The organism is Pseudomonas moorei (assembly GCF_008801475.1).
GTDB lineage: Bacteria > Pseudomonadota > Gammaproteobacteria > Pseudomonadales > Pseudomonadaceae > Aquipseudomonas > Aquipseudomonas moorei.
In genome coordinates this window covers 39,180-59,956 of record NZ_VZPP01000023.1, presented here as the reverse complement: position 1 = coordinate 59,956, position 20,777 = coordinate 39,180, and the positions used below count along the sequence as shown (strand labels likewise).

At 60.2% G+C, this 20,777-nt stretch carries 18 protein-coding genes; 13 read left to right on the top strand and 5 right to left on the bottom strand.

Translation table 11 applies throughout. The features are described from left to right. Positions 1–388 precede the first annotated feature (388 nt). The 8 genes from prmA (at position 389) to F7R06_RS29055 (ending at position 10,710) form a co-directional block, all read left to right on the top strand. On the top strand, positions 389–1,267 hold the full coding sequence (gene prmA / locus F7R06_RS29095) for a 50S ribosomal protein L11 methyltransferase (protein ID WP_090328689.1): 879 nt from the start codon (positions 389–391) through the stop codon (positions 1,265–1,267). A gap of 30 nt (positions 1,268–1,297) precedes the next feature. Continuing rightward, on the top strand, positions 1,298–2,524 hold the full coding sequence (locus F7R06_RS29090; RefSeq protein ID WP_090328687.1) for a DUF3426 domain-containing protein: 1,227 nt from the start codon (positions 1,298–1,300) through the stop codon (positions 2,522–2,524). 185 nt (positions 2,525–2,709) lie between these two features. After that, a complete protein-coding gene (gene dusB / locus F7R06_RS29085) occupies positions 2,710–3,720 on the top strand; it encodes a tRNA dihydrouridine synthase DusB (RefSeq protein ID WP_056852460.1) in 1,011 nt (336 codons plus the stop codon). After that, complete coding sequence (gene fis, locus F7R06_RS29080) at positions 3,717–4,037, top strand: DNA-binding transcriptional regulator Fis (protein ID WP_015093301.1); 321 nt, start codon at positions 3,717–3,719, stop codon at positions 4,035–4,037. The genes dusB and fis overlap by 4 nt, the downstream gene beginning before the upstream one ends. Positions 4,038–4,118: 81 nt before the next feature. Then, positions 4,119–5,726 (top strand): bifunctional phosphoribosylaminoimidazolecarboxamide formyltransferase/IMP cyclohydrolase, encoded by a 1,608-nt coding sequence (gene purH, locus F7R06_RS29075; protein WP_090328685.1) that lies wholly within the window; start codon positions 4,119–4,121, stop codon positions 5,724–5,726. Between the two features lie 149 nt (positions 5,727–5,875). Continuing rightward, positions 5,876–7,171 (top strand): phosphoribosylamine--glycine ligase, encoded by a 1,296-nt coding sequence (gene purD, locus F7R06_RS29065; protein WP_090328683.1) that lies wholly within the window; start codon positions 5,876–5,878, stop codon positions 7,169–7,171. Positions 7,172–7,270: 99 nt separating this feature from the next. Then, positions 7,271–10,048, top strand: a complete 2,778-nt coding sequence (locus F7R06_RS29060; RefSeq protein ID WP_090328681.1) for a hybrid sensor histidine kinase/response regulator — start codon at positions 7,271–7,273, stop codon at positions 10,046–10,048. Between the two features lie 65 nt (positions 10,049–10,113). Next, on the top strand, positions 10,114–10,710 hold the full coding sequence (locus F7R06_RS29055) for a MarC family protein (RefSeq protein ID WP_090328679.1): 597 nt from the start codon (positions 10,114–10,116) through the stop codon (positions 10,708–10,710). A 110-nt stretch (positions 10,711–10,820) separates the two neighbouring features. Here the strand turns inward: F7R06_RS29055 and F7R06_RS29050 are convergent, their stop codons facing one another. The 5 genes from F7R06_RS29050 to cobG form a co-directional block, all read right to left on the bottom strand. Further along, positions 10,821–11,636, bottom strand: coding sequence for a hypothetical protein (locus tag F7R06_RS29050; protein WP_245706762.1), 816 nt, complete (start codon positions 11,634–11,636; stop codon positions 10,821–10,823). A 240-nt stretch (positions 11,637–11,876) separates the two neighbouring features. Further along, entirely contained in the window at positions 11,877–13,586 is a 1,710-nt protein-coding gene (gene cobJ / locus F7R06_RS29045) for a precorrin-3B C(17)-methyltransferase (RefSeq protein ID WP_090328677.1), read from the bottom strand. Continuing rightward, positions 13,586–14,317, bottom strand: a complete 732-nt coding sequence (locus tag F7R06_RS29040) for a precorrin-2 C(20)-methyltransferase (RefSeq protein WP_090328675.1) — start codon at positions 14,315–14,317, stop codon at positions 13,586–13,588. Before F7R06_RS29040 ends, cobJ begins: the two co-directional genes overlap by 1 nt. Continuing rightward, positions 14,317–14,943 (bottom strand): precorrin-8X methylmutase, encoded by a 627-nt coding sequence (locus F7R06_RS29035; RefSeq protein WP_090328672.1) that lies wholly within the window; start codon positions 14,941–14,943, stop codon positions 14,317–14,319. The genes F7R06_RS29040 and F7R06_RS29035 overlap by 1 nt, the downstream gene beginning before the upstream one ends. Beyond that, complete coding sequence (gene cobG / locus F7R06_RS29030) at positions 14,936–16,258, bottom strand: precorrin-3B synthase (protein ID WP_090328670.1); 1,323 nt, start codon at positions 16,256–16,258, stop codon at positions 14,936–14,938. Before cobG ends, F7R06_RS29035 begins: the two co-directional genes overlap by 8 nt. Positions 16,259–16,544: 286 nt before the next feature. Here cobG and F7R06_RS29025 point away from each other — a divergent pair, with 286 nt between their 5' ends. The 5 genes from F7R06_RS29025 (at position 16,545) to F7R06_RS29005 (ending at position 20,775) form a co-directional block, all read left to right on the top strand. After that, a complete protein-coding gene (locus tag F7R06_RS29025; protein ID WP_090328668.1) occupies positions 16,545–17,195 on the top strand; it encodes a hypothetical protein in 651 nt (216 codons plus the stop codon). A 164-nt stretch (positions 17,196–17,359) separates the two neighbouring features. Continuing rightward, on the top strand, positions 17,360–18,571 hold the full coding sequence (gene cbiE, locus F7R06_RS29020) for a precorrin-6y C5,15-methyltransferase (decarboxylating) subunit CbiE (RefSeq protein WP_090328666.1): 1,212 nt from the start codon (positions 17,360–17,362) through the stop codon (positions 18,569–18,571). After that, positions 18,564–19,661: a cobalt-precorrin-5B (C(1))-methyltransferase gene (locus F7R06_RS29015; protein WP_090328663.1), complete on the top strand. Its 1,098-nt coding sequence runs from the start codon at positions 18,564–18,566 to the stop codon at positions 19,659–19,661. Before cbiE ends, F7R06_RS29015 begins: the two co-directional genes overlap by 8 nt. After that, positions 19,658–20,383: a cobalt-precorrin-6A reductase gene (locus F7R06_RS29010; RefSeq protein WP_090328662.1), complete on the top strand. Its 726-nt coding sequence runs from the start codon at positions 19,658–19,660 to the stop codon at positions 20,381–20,383. Before F7R06_RS29015 ends, F7R06_RS29010 begins: the two co-directional genes overlap by 4 nt. Positions 20,384–20,439: 56 nt before the next feature. Then, positions 20,440–20,775: a type II toxin-antitoxin system RelE/ParE family toxin gene (locus F7R06_RS29005; RefSeq protein ID WP_090328660.1), complete on the top strand. Its 336-nt coding sequence runs from the start codon at positions 20,440–20,442 to the stop codon at positions 20,773–20,775. Positions 20,776–20,777 lie beyond the last annotated feature (2 nt).

Sequence of the window (20,777 nt, the reverse complement as noted above, 5' to 3'; positions counted from 1 at the left end):
CCCGCCAGCTGATGGCGCTAATGGGCTGAAAGGCCTTTTTTCGTCTGTTGCCCGCACAAAAAACAAACGCCCCGAACAAGTCGGGGCGTTTGTTGGGCTGGCCTTCAGTGTGTTTTCACACAGTCTGTTCGGGCGGTTTTGTTGTTTCTGGATATTTCATTTAACGAATCACCACTGACCCTTTGGGAACGGGCTTGCCCGCGATAGCGATGAATCAGTCTACGATTGATATCGGATGTACCGGCTTCATCGCGAGCAAGCCCGCTCCCACAGGGCATGTGTTGATGCTCGGACCAACCTACTCCCACAAAACCCGCACTCTCGCGTAAACTTGCGCGCTTCTCGCAGCTCGCTAGGCTGCAATCAATATTTTTCAAAGGTGCCCGCCATGCCTTGGCTGCAAGTCCGTCTCGCCATCAGCCCAGAACAAGCCGAAACCTATGAAGACGCTTTCCTTGAAGTGGGCGCCGTGTCGGTGACCTTCATGGACGCCGAAGATCAGCCGATCTTCGAGCCGGAACTCAACACCACGCCACTGTGGTCGCACACCCACCTGCTGGCCCTGTTCGAAGGCGGCACCGAAGCCGGCCCGGTACTGGCCCATCTGGAATTGCTGACCGGCAGCCCGCTGCCCGAACATCACAGCGAAGTGATCGAAGACCAGGACTGGGAACGCAGCTGGATGGACAACTTCCAGCCGATGCGATTTGGCCAGCGCCTGTGGATCGTACCGAGCTGGCACGCGGCACCCGAGCCTGATGCGGTCAACCTGTTGCTGGACCCGGGCCTGGCGTTCGGCACCGGCACCCACCCCACCACCGCGCTTTGCCTGGAGTGGCTCGACGGCCAGGACCTGAAGGACTGCAATGTGCTGGACTTCGGATGCGGTTCGGGGATTCTGGCGATTGCCGCCCTTCTGCTGGGCGCGAATCAAGCCGTGGGCACCGACATCGACGTTCAGGCGCTGGAAGCCTCCCGCGACAACGCCGGGCGCAACAATATTGCCGAAGAACGCTTCCCGCTGTACCTGCCGGAAGACTTGCCGCAAGTTCAGGCTGACGTGCTGGTTGCCAACATTCTCGCCGGTCCGCTGGTGTCACTCGCACCGCAGCTGTCCGGACTGGTCAGGACGGGCGGCCGCCTGGCGCTGTCGGGCATCCTCGCCGAGCAAGGCGAAGAAGTGGCCGACGCCTACGCCAAGGACTTCGAACTGGATCCGATCGCCAATCGCGATGGCTGGGTGCGCATTACCGGTCGTCGGCGCTAGAATGAGCCTCTGCATAATCCGGATCGCCGCATGACCGACAGTTTCGTCACTCAGTGCCCGCATTGCCAAACCAGCTTCCGCGTCAGCCACGCTCAGTTGAGCGTGGCTCGCGGCGTTGTTCGCTGTGGCTCATGCCTGCAGGTGTTCAATGCCGCCAAGCAGCTGCTTGAGCAGGCCGGCAAGGAACCTGTCACGCCGGTCGCCCCGGCCATCATCGAAGCACCGGAACCCGCAGAACCCCGCGCCATCAGCCAAAAACAATGGACAGCCGCCGAGCTGGACCTCGACAGTCTCGACCTCGACGAAGAGCTCGCCCGCCTCGAACAGCGGGAAATCCAGCCGACCACGGAGTTCACCCGGCATCGCGAAGACGCGCTCAGTGCGCGTCGCGACACTGCCGAGACCGAAGAGCCCTGGTCCGACAGCCTGTTCAGCGAATCGGCTGCCGATCGCGCGCAGACCGACGAAGAGGATTTGCCGGAGCTGGAGCTGGTACCGAGCAAACCCTCGCGCACCGAACCCTCGCTGTCCCTGGAACCCGTAGAACCCGAGGACGAAGCAGCGCCGCCACAACTGCGCCTGCACGACCCGCTCGACACGCCGGTTCATCATGAGCGCCTGTCGGCCACTGCAAGCGACGAGCATGACGACGACCTGCCCTCGATCGAGCCATTACGCAAGCGACGCGAGCGCAGCGAACCCGGCGTGCGCGCCGACGTGCTGCAAGACCTGACCGATGATCCGCTGCAACTCGACTGGCAAAAACGTCGCTCGCCGTGGGGGCGCCGACTCTTCTGGTTACTGTTGATCGTGATTGGTGCCGGTGCTCTCGTCGGCCAGTATGTTGCCTACCACTTCGATGAACTGGCACGCCAGGACCAATACCGCCCATGGTTCCAGCAGCTGTGCCCGCAAATCGGTTGCACCGTGCCATCCAAGGTCGATATCGCGAAAATCAAAAGCAGCAACCTGGTAGTGCGCAGCCACCCTGAATTCAACGGCGCCCTGGTGGTCGACGCGATCATCTACAACCGTGCGCCTTTCTCCCAGCCATTCCCGCTGCTGGAACTGCGCTTTGCCGACCTCAATGGCCATCTGATCGCCAGCCGTCGCTTCAAGCCCGGCGAGTACCTGGGGGGCGACCTCGAAGGCATGGCCGAAATGCCCCCGCAGACACCGATCCACATCGCGCTGGACATTCTCGACCCAGGCGCCAAAGCGGTGAACTACAGTCTCAGCTTCCACTCGCCCGAGTGAACCGGCTCACCCATCCTGAATTGACGACGGCTTTCTGACTGCGCGCGCCGGGACCAAACCGCTGGCGATAACAGAATAACTGTTCAGATTTTGTTCAATTCAGCCTTTATCCAGTCATCGAGAGCGGGTATCATGCCAACCCTTTTTCGAACTCTCATGATCCGGCCCCACAACAGGGAAGTCCTATGTCGGCGGTACGCATCGGTCCATACACATTACACAACGGCTTGATTCTCGCTCCCATGGCGGGCGTCACCGACCAGCCCTTTCGTCAGCTGTGCAAGCGACTGGGCGCGGGACTAGTAGTCTCGGAGATGGTTACCAGCGACATGAGTTTGTGGAACACCCGCAAGTCACGCATGCGCATGATCCACGAAGGTGATCCCGAGCCACGCTCGGTACAGATCGCCGGTGGTGACGCACAGATGCTGGCGGATGCGGCCCGGGCCAACGTCGAGCTGGGTGCGCAGATTATTGATATCAATATGGGCTGTCCGGCGAAGAAAGTCTGCAACAAGGCTGCCGGCTCCGCACTGTTGAAGGACGAGGCATTGGTTACCGAGATCCTGCAGGCGGTAGTGGCTGCGGTTGATGTGCCGGTGACCCTGAAGATCCGTACCGGCTGGGACCGGGACAACAAGAACGGCCTGACTGTGGCGAAGATCGCCGAACAGGCAGGCATCACGGCGCTGGCGGTCCATGGCCGCACCCGCGCCGATCTGTACACCGGGGAAGCCGAGTACGACACCATTGCCGCGATCAAGCAGGCGGTGTCGATGCCGGTCTTCGCCAATGGCGACATCGATTCGCCGGAGAAGGCCCGCTACGTGCTTGACGCGACCGGTGCCGACGGCCTGTTGGTTGGCCGGGCTGCCCAGGGGCGGCCTTGGATTTTTCGCGAGATCGACCATTTCCTGCGAACCGGCGAGAAGCTCCCGGCGCTGGAGCTGATCGAGGTGGAACGCATTCTGCTAGAGCACTTGGCTGCGCTGCACGCCTTCTATGGAGACGTGATGGGCGTACGCATTGCTCGAAAGCATGTGGGCTGGTATCTCGCAACTTTGCCGGGCGCCAGGGAGTTTCGCGCCCACTTCAATCGTTTGGAAGATACGGAAGCACAATGCGCCAACGTTCAGGGCTTCTTCGCCGAACGTTACAAGAGCCTGACAGGGGACGGAGAGGGGGTGGCCGCATGACGATGATGACCGAGACTTTAGTGAGTGGAACAACACCCGTGAGCGACAACGTGAATTTGAAACAGCACCTCAATACCCCGAGCGAAGAAGGTCAGACCCTTCGTGGGAGTGTCGAGAAAGCGCTGCACAATTATTTCGCCCACCTTGAGGGCGCTGCCGTCACGGATGTGTACAACCTGGTGCTCTCCGAAGTCGAGGCTCCCCTGCTCGAGTGCGTGATGAACTACGTCAAGGGCAACCAGACCAAGGCCAGCGAGATGCTCGGACTGAACCGGGGCACGCTGCGCAAGAAACTCAAGCAGTACGATTTGCTGTAAGCATTCAATCAAACCAGAAAGGCGCCCGCGTAAAACCGGTCGCCTTTTTTGCTGACTCCTTTGCTTTTGATGGAAATTGAAATGACCGACCAGACTACCCGCCTGCCGATCCGCCGCGCCTTGATCAGCGTTTCCGACAAGACCGGGATCCTCGAATTCGCCAAGGAACTTGAAGCCCTGGGCGTCGAGATCCTCTCCACCGGCGGGACGTTCAAGCTGCTGCAGGACAACGGCGTTGCCGCAGTGGAAGTCGCTGATTACACCGGTTTTGCCGAAATGATGGACGGTCGGGTGAAAACCCTGCACCCGAAAATCCACGGCGGGATCCTCGGTCGTCGCGGTATCGACGACGCCATCATGAACGAGCACGGCATCAAGCCGATCGACCTGGTAGCAGTCAACCTGTATCCGTTCGAAGCCACCATCAACAAGCCAGGCTGTGACCTGCCGACCGCGATCGAAAACATCGACATCGGCGGCCCGACCATGGTTCGTTCGGCAGCGAAGAACCACAAGGACGTGGCCATCGTGGTCAACGCCAGCGATTACGCCAGCGTCCTCGAAAACCTCAAGGCCGGCGGCCTGACCTACGCCCAGCGTTTCGACCTGATGCTCAAGGCCTTCGAACACACCGCCGCCTACGATGGCATGATCGCCAACTATATGGGCACCGTGAACCAGGCCGCCGACACCCTCAGCACCGAAGGTCGCAGCGAATTCCCGCGCACCTTCAACAGCCAGTTCATCAAGGCCCAGGAAATGCGCTACGGCGAGAACCCGCACCAGAGCGCGGCGTTCTACGTGGAAGCCAAGCCTGCCGAAGTCGGCATCGCCACCGCGACCCAACTGCAAGGCAAGGAACTGTCGTACAACAACGTGGCCGACACCGACGCTGCGCTGGAGTGCGTGAAGAGCTTCGTCAAGCCAGCCTGTGTGATCGTCAAGCACGCCAACCCGTGTGGCGTGGCCGTCAGCCCGGACGCCGAAGGCGGTATCCGCAAGGCCTACGACCTCGCCTACGCCACCGACACCGAATCCGCGTTCGGCGGCATCATCGCGTTCAACCGCGAGCTGGATGCTGAAACCGCCAAGGCCATCGTCGAGCGTCAGTTCGTCGAAGTGATCATCGCCCCGAGCGTCAGCGACGAAGCCCGCGCCATCGTGGCCGCCAAAGCCAACGTACGCCTGCTGGCCTGCGGCGAGTGGTCGGCTGACCGCGCGGCTGCCTGGGACTACAAACGTGTCAACGGCGGCCTGCTGGTGCAGAGCCGCGACATCGGCATGATCAGCGCCGATGACCTGAAAGTCGTGACCAAGCGCGCGCCGACCGAACAGGAAATCCACGACCTGATCTTCGCCTGGAAAGTCGCCAAGTACGTTAAATCCAACGCCATCGTCTACGCCAAGAACCGTCAGACCATCGGTGTTGGCGCTGGCCAGATGAGCCGCGTGAACTCGGCACGTATCGCCGCGATCAAGGCGGAACATGCTGGCTTGCAGGTACAGGGCGCGGTCATGGCTTCCGATGCGTTCTTCCCGTTCCGCGATGGCATCGACAACGCGGCCAAGGCCGGTATCACCGCAGTGATCCAGCCAGGCGGCTCGATGCGTGACAACGAAGTGATTGCAGCAGCCGACGAGGCCGGCATCGCCATGGTGTTCACCGGCATGCGCCACTTCCGTCACTAAGCATACGTCCACTGACTGTAGGAGCGAGCTTGCTCGCGAAGAACGAATAGACGCCACAGTGTTTCAGACACTCCGCGTTATCGTTAACCACCATCGCGAGCAGGCTCGCTCCTACAGCTCCCAGATTTGCGTCATCCGAGGTTTTTGAAATGAATGTTTTGATCATTGGCAGCGGTGGCCGTGAACACGCCCTGGCCTGGAAAGTGGCTCAGGATCCGCGTGTGCAGAAGGTTTTCGTGGCTCCGGGCAACGCCGGCACCGCCATTGAAGCCAAGTGCGAGAACGTCGCCATCGATGTGCTGGCGCTTGAGCAGCTTGCAGACTTTGCCGAGAAAAACGTTTCCCTGACCATCGTCGGCCCTGAAGTGCCGCTGGTCGCTGGTGTCGTCGATCTGTTCCGTTCGCGCGGCCTGGATTGCTTTGGCCCGACCGCTGGCGCCGCTCAGCTGGAAGGTTCGAAAGCGTTCACCAAGGACTTCCTGGCCCGCCACAAGATCCCGACCGCCGACTACCAGAACTTCACCGAGATCGAGCCGGCCCTGGCTTACCTGCGTGAAAAAGGCGCACCAATCGTGATCAAGGCCGATGGTCTTGCCGCCGGTAAAGGCGTGATCGTGGCCATGACTCTGGCCGAAGCCGAAGACGCCGTGCGCGACATGCTGGCCGGCAACGCTTTCGGCGACGCCGGTTCCCGCGTGGTGATCGAAGAGTTCCTGGACGGCGAAGAAGCCAGCTTCATCGTCATGGTTGACGGCAAGAACGTCTTGCCGATGGCCACCAGCCAGGACCACAAACGTGTCGGTGACGGCGATACCGGCCCGAACACGGGCGGCATGGGTGCCTACTCCCCTGCTCCGGTGGTCACCAGTGAAGTGCATCAACGCGTCATGGACCTGGTGATCTGGCCGACGGTTCGCGGCATGGCCGAGGAAGGAAACGTCTACACTGGATTCCTGTACGCTGGCCTGATGATCGACAAGGCTGGTAACCCAAAAGTTATCGAATTCAATTGCCGTTTCGGCGACCCTGAGACCCAGCCGGTCATGCTGCGCCTGCAGTCAAGCCTGGTACTGCTGGTAGAAGCTGCCCTGGCCCAGGCGCTGGACAAAGTTGAAGCGCAATGGGATCCACGTCCTAGCGTCGGTATCGTACTGGCCGCAGGCGGCTATCCTGGTGACTACGCCAAAGGCGCGGCCATCAAGGGTCTGGATGCAGCCGCGACACTGGAAGGCAAAGTCTTCCACGCCGGTACTGCACTCAAGGACGGTCAAGTCGTGACGGCCGGTGGTCGGGTGCTTTGCGCCACCGCCATGGGCACCAGCGTCGATGCCGCTCAACAGCAGGCGTACAAGCTGGCAGCCAAGATTGATTGGGAAGGCTGTTTCTATCGCAAGGACATTGGCTACCGCGCCATTGCCCGCGAGCGTGGCGAAAATCAGGAATAAGCTACCCTTTCAGCCGGGCAAGGGCTTCAGGCCCTTGCCTGACTATTCCGGCGCCGCGCATAGTTATATTCTGGCATCAACCTACGAAGGGATTTCGCCGTGCGCTGGCTCAGGATTGCCATAGGTTTCACCGTCACCTTGCTGACCTTGCTCTGCATGCTCCCGGCTCAGGCCGCGCAAGGCAGTGGCTGGTCCGTTTTGCTCGACGAACAGGGCGACCTGCAGCTGAGCGACATCCGTTCCGCACGCTACACCAATCAATTCAGCCCTATCGAACTCGACGAGCTCACCGCCGCCGCGCCCGATGGCGCGCTTTGGCTACGATTCCGGCTTGCTCCCGGCAAGCACGAGCAGTTGCTTCGGGTATTCGCACCCGATTTGCTGCACTTCAATATGTATGTGCTGGACGGCGACAGGCTGATCGAGCAATCGAAGACAGGCGGCGAACAACCCAATACCGATCGACCTTTGCCCAGCAGCGACTTGATGCTGCCGTTGCCGCAAAGCGACAAGCCTCTCGACGTCTACCTGCGACTGGTTTCCGAACACCAGCTGCGCCCCTACATCACGTTGCAATCAGCGATCATGACTGCAGCCAATCAGAGCCAGACGCTGATCTACGGCCTGCTGCTGGGCTGTATCGGCATGCTGATCCTGCACAACCTCATCCGCTACGCCTACACCCGCTCGCGCAGCAGCCTGTGGCTGGCGGCATCCGAAGGCTGCCTGATGCTCAGCCTGGTCCTGTTGTTGAACCTGGCAGGTCCCTGGCTTCCGGAGTGGCAAGCGGTGCAAACCCCTGGCGCGTACCTCGCCTTGTTACTGACCGCCCCCTGCGGCCTGATGTTTGCGTTACGCTTCTTCGCTCCCCTCGGTGTACATCCGCTGAACAGAGTGATCGTGGGCGAAATCCTGTTGATCATGATCTCGGGGTTGCTACTGCTGTTCGTCAACACGCTGCCGTTGAACTTCATCACCTACGGACTGGTGGCCCTCGCCGGCTTGACGATGCTGTTCGCCAGCGCCTTTCACTGGCAGAAAGGCTATCGCCCGGCGCGGCTGTTCGTGGCCGCCATGGTGGTGTTCAATCTCGGCATACTGATCATCCTGCCCGCACTGCTGGGGCTGACCCTGATCGAACCCCACGGCCTGATCACCACTCTACTGGCGTTCATTTGTATCAGCGGCCTGCTGATGAGCATCGCCCTGAGCGAGCGCCAGCGCAGTATCACCGAAGATCGCTTCAGCATCAGTCGTGATCTGGCCGCCAGCAACGCCGAGATCAACGCCAAGGCCGAATTCCTGGCAAAGATCAGCCATGAGATCCGCACCCCGATGAACGGCGTGCTGGGCATGACCGAACTGTTACTGGGCACACCACTCTCGGTCAAACAGCGCGACTACGTACAGACCATCCACAGCGCCGGCAACGAACTGCTGACGCTGATCAACGAGATCCTCGACATCTCCAAGCTCGAATCCGGGCAGATAGAACTGGACGATGTGCAATTCGACCTCAACGCCCTGATCGAAGACTGCCTGAGCATCTTCCGCGCCAAGGCCGAACAACAGAACGTCGAATTGATCAGCTTCATCCAGCCGCAAGTGCCGCGAGTCATCAGCGGTGATCCGACACGTTTGCGCCAGACCCTGTTGAGCCTTGTTGAAAACGCCCTGAAAAAAACCGATGAAGGCGAAATCCTGATCGTCGTCGCTCTCGACGAACGCAGCCCCAAACCACGCCTGCGCATTGCCGTGCAGGACAGTGGCGAACCGATGGACGCCGAAGAGCGCGACGCGCTGATGCACGCCGAATTGCACAGCAAGCATTTCCTGTCGGCCAACCGGACGGGCGGAAATCTGGGTCTGGTCATCGCCCGTCAGTTGATTCGCCTGATGCACGGTGAATTCGGCATCAAGAGTGGCAACAACCAGGGCAGCACCTTGTGGCTGACCTTGCCGCTGGACCCTGACCGCCTTGAACACCCGACTTCCGACCTCGACGGCCCGCTGCAGGGCGCACGGGTGTTGGTGGTGGATGACAACGATACCTGCCGCAAGGTGCTGGTGCAGCAATGCAGCGCCTGGGGCCTGAACGTCAGCGCAGTACCGTCCGGCAAGGAAGCGCTGGCACTGCTGCGCACCAAGGCGCACCTGCGCGACTACTTCGACGTGGTCCTGCTGGACCAGAACATGCCCGGCATGACCGGCATGCAACTGGCCGCCAAGATCAAGGAAGACCCGAGCCTCAATCACGATATCCTGCTGATCATGCTCACCGGCATCAGCAATGCGCCGAGCAAGATCATCGCGCGCAATTCCGGAATCAAGCGCATCCTCGCCAAACCCGTGGCCGGCTACACCCTCAAGACAACCCTGGCCGACGAGCTGACCCAGCGCAACAAGGGCCTCGCCGTCATGCAGCAGCCACCCTCGGGTCCGCCCCTGCCGGTAAAGGTTCCCGCCGATTTCCGCATTCTGGTGGCCGAAGACAACAGCATCTCGACCAAGGTCATCCGCGGCATGCTGGGCAAGCTCAATCTGCAGCCCGACACCGCCAGCAATGGCGAAGAAGCCTTGCAGGCCATGAAGGCCCAGCGTTACGACCTGGTGCTGATGGATTGCGAAATGCCGATCCTCGACGGTTTCTCGGCGACCCAGCAGTTGCGTGCCTGGGAAGTCGGCAACCAGCGGACTCGGACCCCCGTGGTGGCACTGACCGCACACATCCTAACCGAGCACAAGGAGCGCGCGCGCCAGGCCGGTATGGACGGACACATGGCCAAACCGGTCGAATTGTCGCAACTGCGTGAACTGATCGAACACTGGGTTGCGCAGCGCGAACAGCAAAACCGCGCCACGACCCCAACGTCCTGAGCCGACAGGCTCCGCAACGCCTGATAGACTCCCCCCTCGACTTCCCTCGCCAGTGAGCCTGCACCATGCTCCACGTGTTGTTCAGTGTTTACCTGAAGATGCTGGTGCTCTACAGCCCGTTCTTCGTATTGTCCTGCTTCATCAGTCTGACCCGCGGCTACTCGCGCAAGGAACAACGTCGCCTGGCGTGGAAAGTGGCAATCGCCACGCTGGTTTCCAGTGTCTTGCTGTACTTGTTCGGACGGGTGATTTTCAGCGTGTTCGGCATCACCGTGGACGCCTTTCGTATTGGTGCCGGCAGCGTGCTGTTCATCTCGGCGCTCGGCATGGCGCAAGGCAAGTCGGCAGTGCAGACCGACAACGTGCAGCAGGACGTGACAATCGTCCCGCTGACCATCCCGCTGACGGTCGGCCCCGGCACCATCGGCGCCTTGCTGGTCATGGGTGTGAGCCAGCCGCACTGGGACGACAAGCTCACCGCGATCCTCAGCATTGCCCTGGCCAGTTTCACGGTCGGCGTGGTGCTGTACCTGGCCAATCACATCGAGCGCATTCTGGGTGACCAGGGATTGCAGATTGTCAGCCGGTTGATGGGGTTGTTCGTGTGTGCGTTGGCAGCGCAGATTATTTTCACCGGGGTCAAGGGCTATCTGGTTCCTTAACCGCCACTTCCCCCTCCGAGACTTCAATCGGGAGGGATAATTCCAGCTTCAATTGACGAGCCATTTTTTCAGGAGGGCCAGAGGCAGCGCGCGCCTCTGGCCCTTTTCTTTTACTTACGACGCCTGAAACGCTTGACCAAAATCTCCTTTCGATGCTCGCCAAGATACTCTTCGATGTCCGCCCTTATTTCCGCATAACGGGCAGGATTGAAGGTTACGAACGACTTCCCGTGAAAGATATCCAGCGACGAAGTTTTCCAATCAACGAACAGCACCCCACCATCATTGCCTCCGCCTTGATGGTCAACAGCGGCGATCGCAACCAGGATGATGCCATTGGACATTTGTTCGCAGGGAATCGTGGACAAGCGCACGCCTTCTGCACTCTTCGCACCAATATTCAACAAGTTGATTGCTTCGGGTTCTTTCTTTAGTGCGTCCAATGTTGAGTTCGTCACCGCACTAAGTACGGCGGCGCCTGGGATAGCGGCCTTTGCCGCCTCAACGGCAGCCCGGACAATATCAACCATGACATTATCCATCGCCACCTTCAGCGAAGTTGCGCTGTACTTTGTGTAGCCCTTATCCGGAACAAAACATCCAAGGTCTTCCAAGCATTTCGTAAAGGCGTGATACCAGGCTTTGGGATCTTTATTACCCGGCACTTCGTAATTCGCCTCCAGTTTCGACATAGTGATCAAATTCTCAATAATCGCCATGTTTTCAATGCTTATATTGTCACCATAACCAACCAGGCTATTGCCGAGTACCAGCGCATCCAGCTCTTTTGTTGGACTGGTTACAACCGCCGACGGCAGCGATCTTTTGCGGCGCTTGCCCGCCACGGCTTTCTTGCGCCTTTCAACACGCGCCCTTACCAAATCGATACGTTCAGAAGTACTTAAAGAACTTTCAAAATCACTCACATTAATATTCCTTTATTTATTAAATATCGCCCCATCCGGGAGCGAATCAAATCTAACTCGACAAAACTCAACCAACAACCAAAACAAAATACAACATATGTAGCGCACACCCATCAATCACGCGCACGACACAATAAAATCACCCACCAGAAAATAGCGCACAAAAAAACAACCAGACCGTCGTCAAACAAGAGTTCGGACGATCTGGTGTTATTCGGTACGCAAGAAATAAAGCAGTGGTTATCGGGCCGGATTGAGCTTATCGCCATAGCTGCGTGGCGTGTACACCCAGGTACTACCATCCGGGCGAGGAATCACACGAGTTGTCGAAGAGCCAATGAGCACCATCGTCCGCATGTCCACCTGATCGGCAGTCAACTGCCCGAGTGTCGTCACTCGCAAGGTCTGACCTGGGCGACCGATATCGCGCCCCAACACTACCGGCGTATCAGGTGTGCGATGCCTGGCGACAATGTCCAGTGCCAGGCCCAGTTGCCAAGGGCGCGAGCGCGAGATCGGGTTGTAGAACGCCAGGGCGAGGTCAGCCTGGGCCGACAGATCCAGGCGCTTTTCGATGATTGACCAGGGCTTGAGGTTGTCCGACAGCGACAACACACAGAAGTCATGGCCCAGCGGTGCACCTGCTTGTGCGGCAGTTGCCAGCGACGCGGAAACACCCGGCAGGATCTCGAGATCGACGTTGTGCCAATTGACGTCCGTGGACTCGTCGAGCGCTTCCAGCACCGCCGCCGCCATGGCAAAAACACCCGGATCGCCGGACGACACCACCACCACCGACCGTCCCTGGGCAGCCAGTTCAAAGGCATGGCGCGCACGCTGCATTTCTTCACGGTTGTCGGTGCAATGCAGCACTTGATCAGCCCGGAATGGCCCGGCCATGCGTACGTAGGTTTCGTAGCCCAACACATCATTGGCGCGCGCCAGTTCGGCCTTCACCGCCGGCACCATCAGCTCGGCCGCACCCGGCCCCAGACCGATCACCGCCAGGCGTCCGCGAGGCCGGCCAATCTGCATCGGGTCCAATGGCTGTTCGGCGACCGCTACGCTGATGGTGTCATCGCCAATAATGGAAACAGCCTGCCCGATGGCATCGCGGGCCAGCTCACCAAGCGATCCAACAGCGCTGGCAAAACGCAGGGGTACGCCCAATTCGCGTGCGGCCTCACGCAGTGTCGGATCAGCCATTTCCGTGTCGGCAGCCAACAGGCAAGCCAGCGATTGCCGGGCAATGTTGGCCTGATGCAAAACATCACCAATCACCTTCGGCAAATCCGCAACACCAGGTCCGACCGCAACCACCACACAACGAGGGTAGATCAGCAGTTCATTAGCCGCCGTCGCTCGCTCCGCATGGCCGACATGAACAGTCAGTCGCGCCTGCTCATCCTCAGGCAGCTGCGCCTGCGCCAGCCAGGGCGCCGAACCTTCGATGCGAACCGATTCACCGGCCAGCAAGTCGGAGACAAAACGTTTGCCCAGCTCCAGGTCACCCAAGGCATAACCGCTGGGTGGATTGAGCAGGCAAGTGCCAAAACGCAGTTCGCCACTGGTGGTGATCGCGGGCGCCACATCGAGATGAGCCGCAATCTCGCGCGCCAACACATTCACCCCGCCCAGGCCGCCGAGCAGAGGCACCACCGCGCTGCCGTCCTCGGCAACCGCCAGTACGGGGGGCTCGGCGCCTTTTTCCAGCAACAACGGCGCCAGCGTACGGATCACGATACCGGCGGCGCACAGTGCAATGATCGGCGTGTCCTGTCGATAAAGCTCGCGCAGGGTCACACCAAATTCATGGTAAACGCGGTCTGCGCCGTCCACCCTTGCGCTCAGGCCGTGAACCAACGCACCAGGATAAAGCGTCTGAATACTGCGCGCGGTCGCGAGGCTGCCATTGCCGAGAATGACGATCGCCGGAACAGGTCGGATCATCAGCCTTGCCACCTTTCACCGGGAACGATAATCAGCGAGAAGTAGGGCGAGGACATTGGCTCGACCTCGTCCAGCGGCACAATTTTCTGGTTGGCCATGGTCGCGCGCTCGACGTACAGCGCGCGCTCGGCCAGACCGAGTTCTTCCAGCACCTGACGGACCTTGGGGAAGTTGCGCCCCAGCTTCATGATTACTGCTGCATCGGCGTCAGCCAGACGGCGCTTGAGCTCTTCGTGAGGCAGCACGCCGGACAATACGGACAAGCTCTGATTGCGATACACCAGCGGCGCACCGAGCACCGATGCCCCGCCGAGCATCGAGCAAACGCCCGGCACGACTTCAGCGTCATAACGCTCGGCCAGACGGTCATGCAGGTACATGTAAGAGCCGTAGAAGAACGGATCGCCTTCGCAGATCACCGCCACATCGCGCCCCGCATCCAGATGCGTGGCCAATTGCTCACTGGCGGCATCGTAGAAATCGCTGATCACTTGCTCGTACGACAGCGGCGCCGGCAGTGCCTCGGTGGTCACCGGGTAAATCAGCGGCAGCAGGGTTTGCGCGTCCTGCAAATGGGCCTCGATGATGCCAAAGGCATTGCCCTTCTTGCCCTTGGCGACGAAATACGCCACCACTGGCGATTCACGCAGCAGGCGCAGCGCCTTGACGGTAATCAGCTCGGGATCACCCGGGCCGACGCCAAGGCCGATCAAACGTCCGGTTTGCTGCATTATTCGATCTCCGTGGCGAGGGCATTGACGGCAGCGGCGGCCATGGCACTGCCACCCAGCCGACCTTGCATGATGACGAAAGGCACGCCGCGACTGTCAGCCGCCAGCATCGCCTTGGATTCGGCGGCGCCGACGAAGCCTACCGGGAAGCCGAGGATCAGCGCCGGTTTCGGGGCGCCGGCGTCGAGCATTTCCAGCAGATAGAACAGCGCAGTCGGCGCATTGCCGATCACCACCACACTGCCTTCCAGATGCGGGCGCCACAGTTCCAGTGCAGCCGCAGAGCGCGTGTTGCCCAACTCACGGGCCAGGTCAGGCACGCTTTCATCGCGCAGGGTACAAATGACCGGGTTGTTCGCCGGCAAGCGTGCACGGGTCACGCCTTCGGACACCATGCGCGCATCACACAGGATCGGCGCACCGGCCGCCAACGCATCGCGCCCGGCCTTGCCCGCCCCATCGGAAAACTGCAAACCGTCGATGGCCTCGACCATGCCACAGGCGTGAATCACCCGTACCGCGAGTTTTTCCAGATCGGCCGGGATTCGCGCGAGGTTGGCCTCGGCGCGAATGATCGCGAAGGAGTTACGGTAGATCTCCTGACCGTCGCGGATGTAATCAAGCATCAAGGGGGCTCCGTGAGCGGGCGTCGAGCAAGGCGCCGACCGCGTCGATAGTAAGGTTGCGTGCGTGCAAGGCGCCGAATCCCGGCTGCGCTGCATCGCGAAAATAGAGGTCGTAATGACCGGGAGTAACCGCCAGCAAAGTGACCGGAGCAATATGCGCGGCAGCACAGGAGCGTGAGCAACCGCTCAGGTGCACATTCAGCACATGCCCATAGCGTTGCAACAAAGCGGCCAGTTGCAACGCGTCAGCCTTGGTGTCGGCCAGGCCTTTGCCGCAGCCGTTTGAGCCCGTACAGGCGATCAATCGGGACAACGGTTGGCCGGCTTCGCACAACAGCCCAAGCTGCTCAAGGTGGCGAATGACCTGCGCGACCTGTCCATGCTGGACATTGGGCAACAAGAGACTTTGCCATGGCGTGAAACGCAGGCTCGCGTCGCCGAATTTTTCGGCCAGTTCGGCTGCGCCTCTGAGCATCGTCGGGTCAAGCCGTCCCAGTGGCGGAACCGCGCCAACGTAAGACAGGCCCGCATCGGCCTGAGGATGAGCGCCGATGTGCAGCGCCTCTGTCACCGAGGCGCGACGCCAACCTGCAACGGCTTCGATGGGCACACGTTCGCTCAGTCGGCGCAGAAAGTCTTCGCTCGGGTGCTCGGCCAGCAAATGGCGCATTCGCGTTTGCTCCGCACGTGCCAGCTCCAGGAACAAGTCGAGCGTCGCAACGACCAGGCGGTGGCCATCGGCAAGGGCGACCGCACCGGCGGGGGCATCCGTGGGGCATCCCGCGAGGCCAAACGCCAACCAGGGTTCGCCGTCTCTTTTATAGGCCGACAGCCACAGATCATGGGGATGTTCGAGCATCGCCAGGGCCTCGCCGCCGTCGAGTTGCACGGCAAACTTGGCGCTGAGGTCGTGGAAACGTTCGTGTTGCTGCACCGTGGCAAGAATCTGCTGCGCCAGCGCACGCGTGTCGACCAGCATCTGCCGGTCGATCCCGGCGCTCGGGCTGAGCATCAGGTTACGCACATCATCGCCAGCCGCGCTTTGAGGCCCCAGGCCCGCGGCCAGCAACTCATTGATCAATGCCGATTGTTCGTGGCCAATTCCGCGAATCTGCAGATTGGCGCGATTGGTCGCCTCAATCACCCCACTGGCATGTTGCTCGGCAGCATCAGCCACAGCGATCGCCTGCCGTGCCTGGATGGAGCCACCACTGAGTTTGATCCGGCAGATACCACCGTCCAGTGCCTGGACGACCCGCAACAACCCGGGACAAGCCGAAGGGCGCAAAAGGGTGCGTGTCTGATGTGGATTCACAGGATGACCGGTACGAGATGAAGGGCAGCATTATGCCTGCTTTGTCTGGCCGGATGAAAAGCCAACGCAGATTGACGACGAAAAGCGATCCCGGGCCCAAGGTTACGTCGGTTCAAGCCTGTATTGCCCGTGGGCATTCAATCAGGAAACAACACCACGAAAACGCTTAACAGCAAGAATCAAATTTATAACCCACGCTCATTTCATCCACAGATAAATTTTTGCAGCTTCATTAACGATTGAAGCCAAATTTCAAAACATACCCACTACATCCAAGGAACAGAACATGGTTATGGAAAACCCCTACGGAACATTGACCGGGCCCAACCTGATTTCATGCATCAGTGAACTCTCAACATACGATTACGATGACTTTACTTCTTGCACACAAATAGCCACCCACTCCGCCGACCTGGTCGGCAGTCGTTTTACTGATTCGGCAAAATGGTTGGATGAGTATGTCGTAACGCTGAATTTTTTTGGCTGGTCTGTCTTTCAGGACAGCATCTTCACTCGCACGCGATACGAAATCTCGACAAGCATCGCAGACTTTCTGGTTCGGAGCGCACAAACCATGCCCGATTCCCGGCAGGGGAACGCGATGATCGATACCCTCGACGCATTAAAGCCGGACAAGCCGGCAATCGCTTCACTGGATAAAGAAAGCCTTAATGGCAAGCGACTTCAGGTTATCCCCGCGCGGTATGATTCAAAAGGGTTTCTTGAGATTGCAGTATTCAGTCTGGAATTGGTAGCTCACTTAAAAAAGAACAACTTCATATTCTGGAATTGGGAAGAACAGACTGCAAAAATCATCCAGCATCGAGCCCTTCTTAAACTGGATAAAAGAATACTCGAGAGCAAAAGATCGCTGATTGCGAAAAAGTTGCTCGAGATCAGAATGAAGCGGTTCGACCTGAGAAAGCGTCATCAATAAATTAAATATTACACCCTCCCGTCGAGACCGCTGTCACCGCCAACAACGATTTCGCACGTCGCCACGGGCGAATGCAATCGCCGCCGCGTTATGATGCGCAACCCGCGTGAGTCGATACAGTCCGCGCGGAGCGATTTGGCTTCGGTTTACAGAAGAGGAACGGCATGGCCCCCTGGCTGACGGTAGTAGGCATCGGTGAAGACGGTTTCAAGGGTCTGGGCAAGAATGCCCGGCACGCCCTGTTGCGAGCCTCACGGATCTTCGGCGGCCAGCGGCACCTTGACCTGCTGCCTGCGTGCATTGGTGGCGAGCGCCAAAGCTGGCCGAGCCCGTTTTCCATCGAGCCCGTACTGGCCCTGCGCGGTCAGTCCGTCTGTGTACTCGCCAGTGGCGATCCGATGTTTTTCGGGGTCGGCGCCAGTCTCAGCCGACAACTGACCAGCGATGACATGCAGATTCTGCCGGCGCCCTCCTCTTGCTCGCTCGCCGCCGCCCGAATGGGTTGGCCCTTGCAGGAGGTCGTCACGTTATCGGTGGTGGCCCGTCCCGTCGCCGCGATCAACGCGCAATTGTTCAGCGGCGTGCGCTTGCTGGTCCTGAGCAACGACGGCGGCAGCCCCGCCGCCATTGCCGCGCTGCTGCGTGATCGCGGATTTGGCCCGAGCCGCCTCACCGTGCTGGAGCACTTGGGCGGTGCCGCGGAACGGCGGATCGACGGTATTGCCAGCGAGTGGAGCGATCCCGCGATTGCCGACTTGAACCTGATCGCCATCGACTGCATCGCCGAATCCGGTACACCGCGCCTGTCACGATTGGCCGGTTTGCCGGACTCGGCGTTCAAACATGACGGCCAACTGACCAAGCGCGATGTACGCGCGATCACGCTCGCACGCCTGGCTCCGGTTCCCGGTGAACTCTTGTGGGATGTCGGTGCCGGCAGCGGTTCGATCGGCATCGAGTGGATGCGCGCCCATCCGAGTTGCCGCGCGTTGGCCATCGAAGCCGACGAGGGACGGCAACAGTTGATCGAACACAACCGCGATGCCCTCGGCGTGCCCGGCCTGCAACTGATTCGTGGCAGCGCTCCGCAAGCCCTGACCGGGCTGGAGCGGCCGGACGCGATTTTCATCGGTGGCGGCGTGACGCGCGAAGGCGTGCTCGACACCTGTTGGGCGGCCCTCAAACCCGGTGGGCGACTGATCGCCAATGCCGTCACGCTGCAAAGTGAAATGACCCTGATGGCCTGGCGCGACCAGCACGGCGGAGACCTGACGCGTATTCATATCGCTCAGGCGCAACCGCTGGGCGACTTCGATACCTGGCGCCAGGCGTTGCCGATTACCTTGCTGGATGTGACGAAGCCTATCGATGCGTGACGAAACCGCCGAACAACCCGCCCCCCTGCGCAGTGGCCTGACCACGGGCAGTTGCGCGACTGCCACCAGCCTTGCGGCGGCTCGCCTGCTGCTCAGCGGTGTGAGCTCGGATGCCGTGGAGATCATCCTGCCCAAAGGCAAGCAGGTGCAGATGCGCCTGGAGTTTTGTCGCCTTGCCGATGACGGCGCCGAAGCGGGCACCATCAAGGACGCGGGCGATGACCCCGATGTGACCCATGGTGCCTTGCTCTTTTCCCGGGTCCGCCTTGTCGGCGAACCGGGCGTCAGTTTCAAGGCCGGTCGCGGCGTCGGCACCGTCACACGTCCGGGGCTGGTGCTGGCCGTCGGCGAGCCGGCGATCAACCCGGTGCCGCGCAAGATGATCACCGATCACCTGACCCGACTGGCCGATGAGTTCGGCTACGGCGGCGGTTTCGAGGTCACGGTGAACGTCGAGGGTGGCGAGGCACTGGCGCTGAAAACCATGAATCCGCGCCTGGGGATTCTTGGCGGTTTGTCGATCCTCGGCACCAGCGGCATCGTCCGGCCATTTTCCTGCGCGGCGTACATTGCCTCGATCCATCAGGGCATCGACGTCGCCAGAACCAACGGTTACCTGCACATCGCCGCATGCACCGGCAACGCCAGCGAAGACACCATGCGCCGGGTCTACAACCTGCCGGAAATTGCCCTGATCGAAATGGGTGATTTCGTCGGCGCCGTGCTCAAACACCTGCGTAAAGTACCGGTGGAAAAACTCAGTCTTTGTGGCGGCTTCGGCAAGATCAGCAAGCTGGCGGCCGGGCACATGGACCTGCACAGTCGGCATTCGAGCATCGACCTGCCACAACTGGCCGAATGGGCGGCAGCGGTGGGCGCTGATGCGGCGTTGCAGCAGGGCATCCGCGAAGCCAACACCAGCCAACAAGCGTTGGCCATGGCCAGCGCTGCCGGGATCGCCCTCGGCGATGCGGTATGCCAGCACGCCCTGGAATTTGCCCGCAGCGTGGTGCCGGCGCAGGTTCAGGTCGAAGTGTTCGCCATCGATCGCCAGGGCGGGATCGTCGGCCATGCGGGAGCCTTCCAATGAAACGCCTGCTGTTGCTCGGTGGCGTCACCGAGGCTCTGGCGATTGCCCGAACCCTGGGCCCACAACACATCTACAGCCTCGCCGGTGTCGGTCGGGTGCCGACGGACCTGACCTGCCAGGTCCGCGTCGGAGGCTATGGCGGTGCCGAAGGCCTCGCGCAGTTCATTCGCGATGAAGGGATTGATCTGCTGCTCGACGCCACCCATCCCTACGCTGCCCAAATCAGCCAAAACGCCGCGACAGCCGCCCACTTGAGTGGCATTGCCTGCTGGGCGCTGCGGCGTCCGGCATGGCAACCCCAGCCCGGGGATGACTGGCGTGAAGTCAGCGACTGGGCTGAATTGATCCAGGCACTCAAACCCTTCCGGCGACCGCTGTTCACCCTTGGACGCGAACCCTTGCAGCACCTGGACGAAATCCCTGCGGGTCAATTCTGGACCCTGCGCGCACTGGATGTTTACCCCGGCAACGAACGCTGCGAAGTCATCGGTGCCCGCGGACCGTTCCAGATCGACGATGAACGTGAGTTGTTCGAACGCCGGCAGATCGACGTACTGATCAGCAAGAACAGCGGCAGCACCGCCACCGAACCGAAGCTGGAAGTGGCGCGGGAGCGCGGGGTGCCTGTGCTGGTGTTGAAACGGCCGGTGTTGCCGGGAGTTGAGCGGGAGTTTTTGACGCTTGAGGAAACACTTGATGCGTTGGCGGCCTGCGCTCAGTAAGGCAGGATCATTGGCTTGCATGAACAGTAACCTATTTGTTACCTTCAGGGCCGCCTGTGATCACACTCGAAGAATACCTGCAGGACAACGAAACAAGCCCCTTTGGGCGCTGGTTTTCCACCTTGAATGCTCAGGCAGCGCTAAAGGTTTCCAATGCATTGCTAAGACTGGAGCTAGGCAATACATCCAACATCAAGTGGTTTGAAGGTCTCGGCGAATACCGAATCAATTGGGGCCCCGGCTACAGGATCTACCTTGTTCAAGAAGGGAAACGCCTGATCATCCTTTTGGGTGGAGGCGACAAGTCCACGCAAAAAACCGACATCAAACAGGCAAAAATACTGATAGCCGAATTTCGCACCCGAAAAAAAGCTCAACGAAATCGGAGATAGAG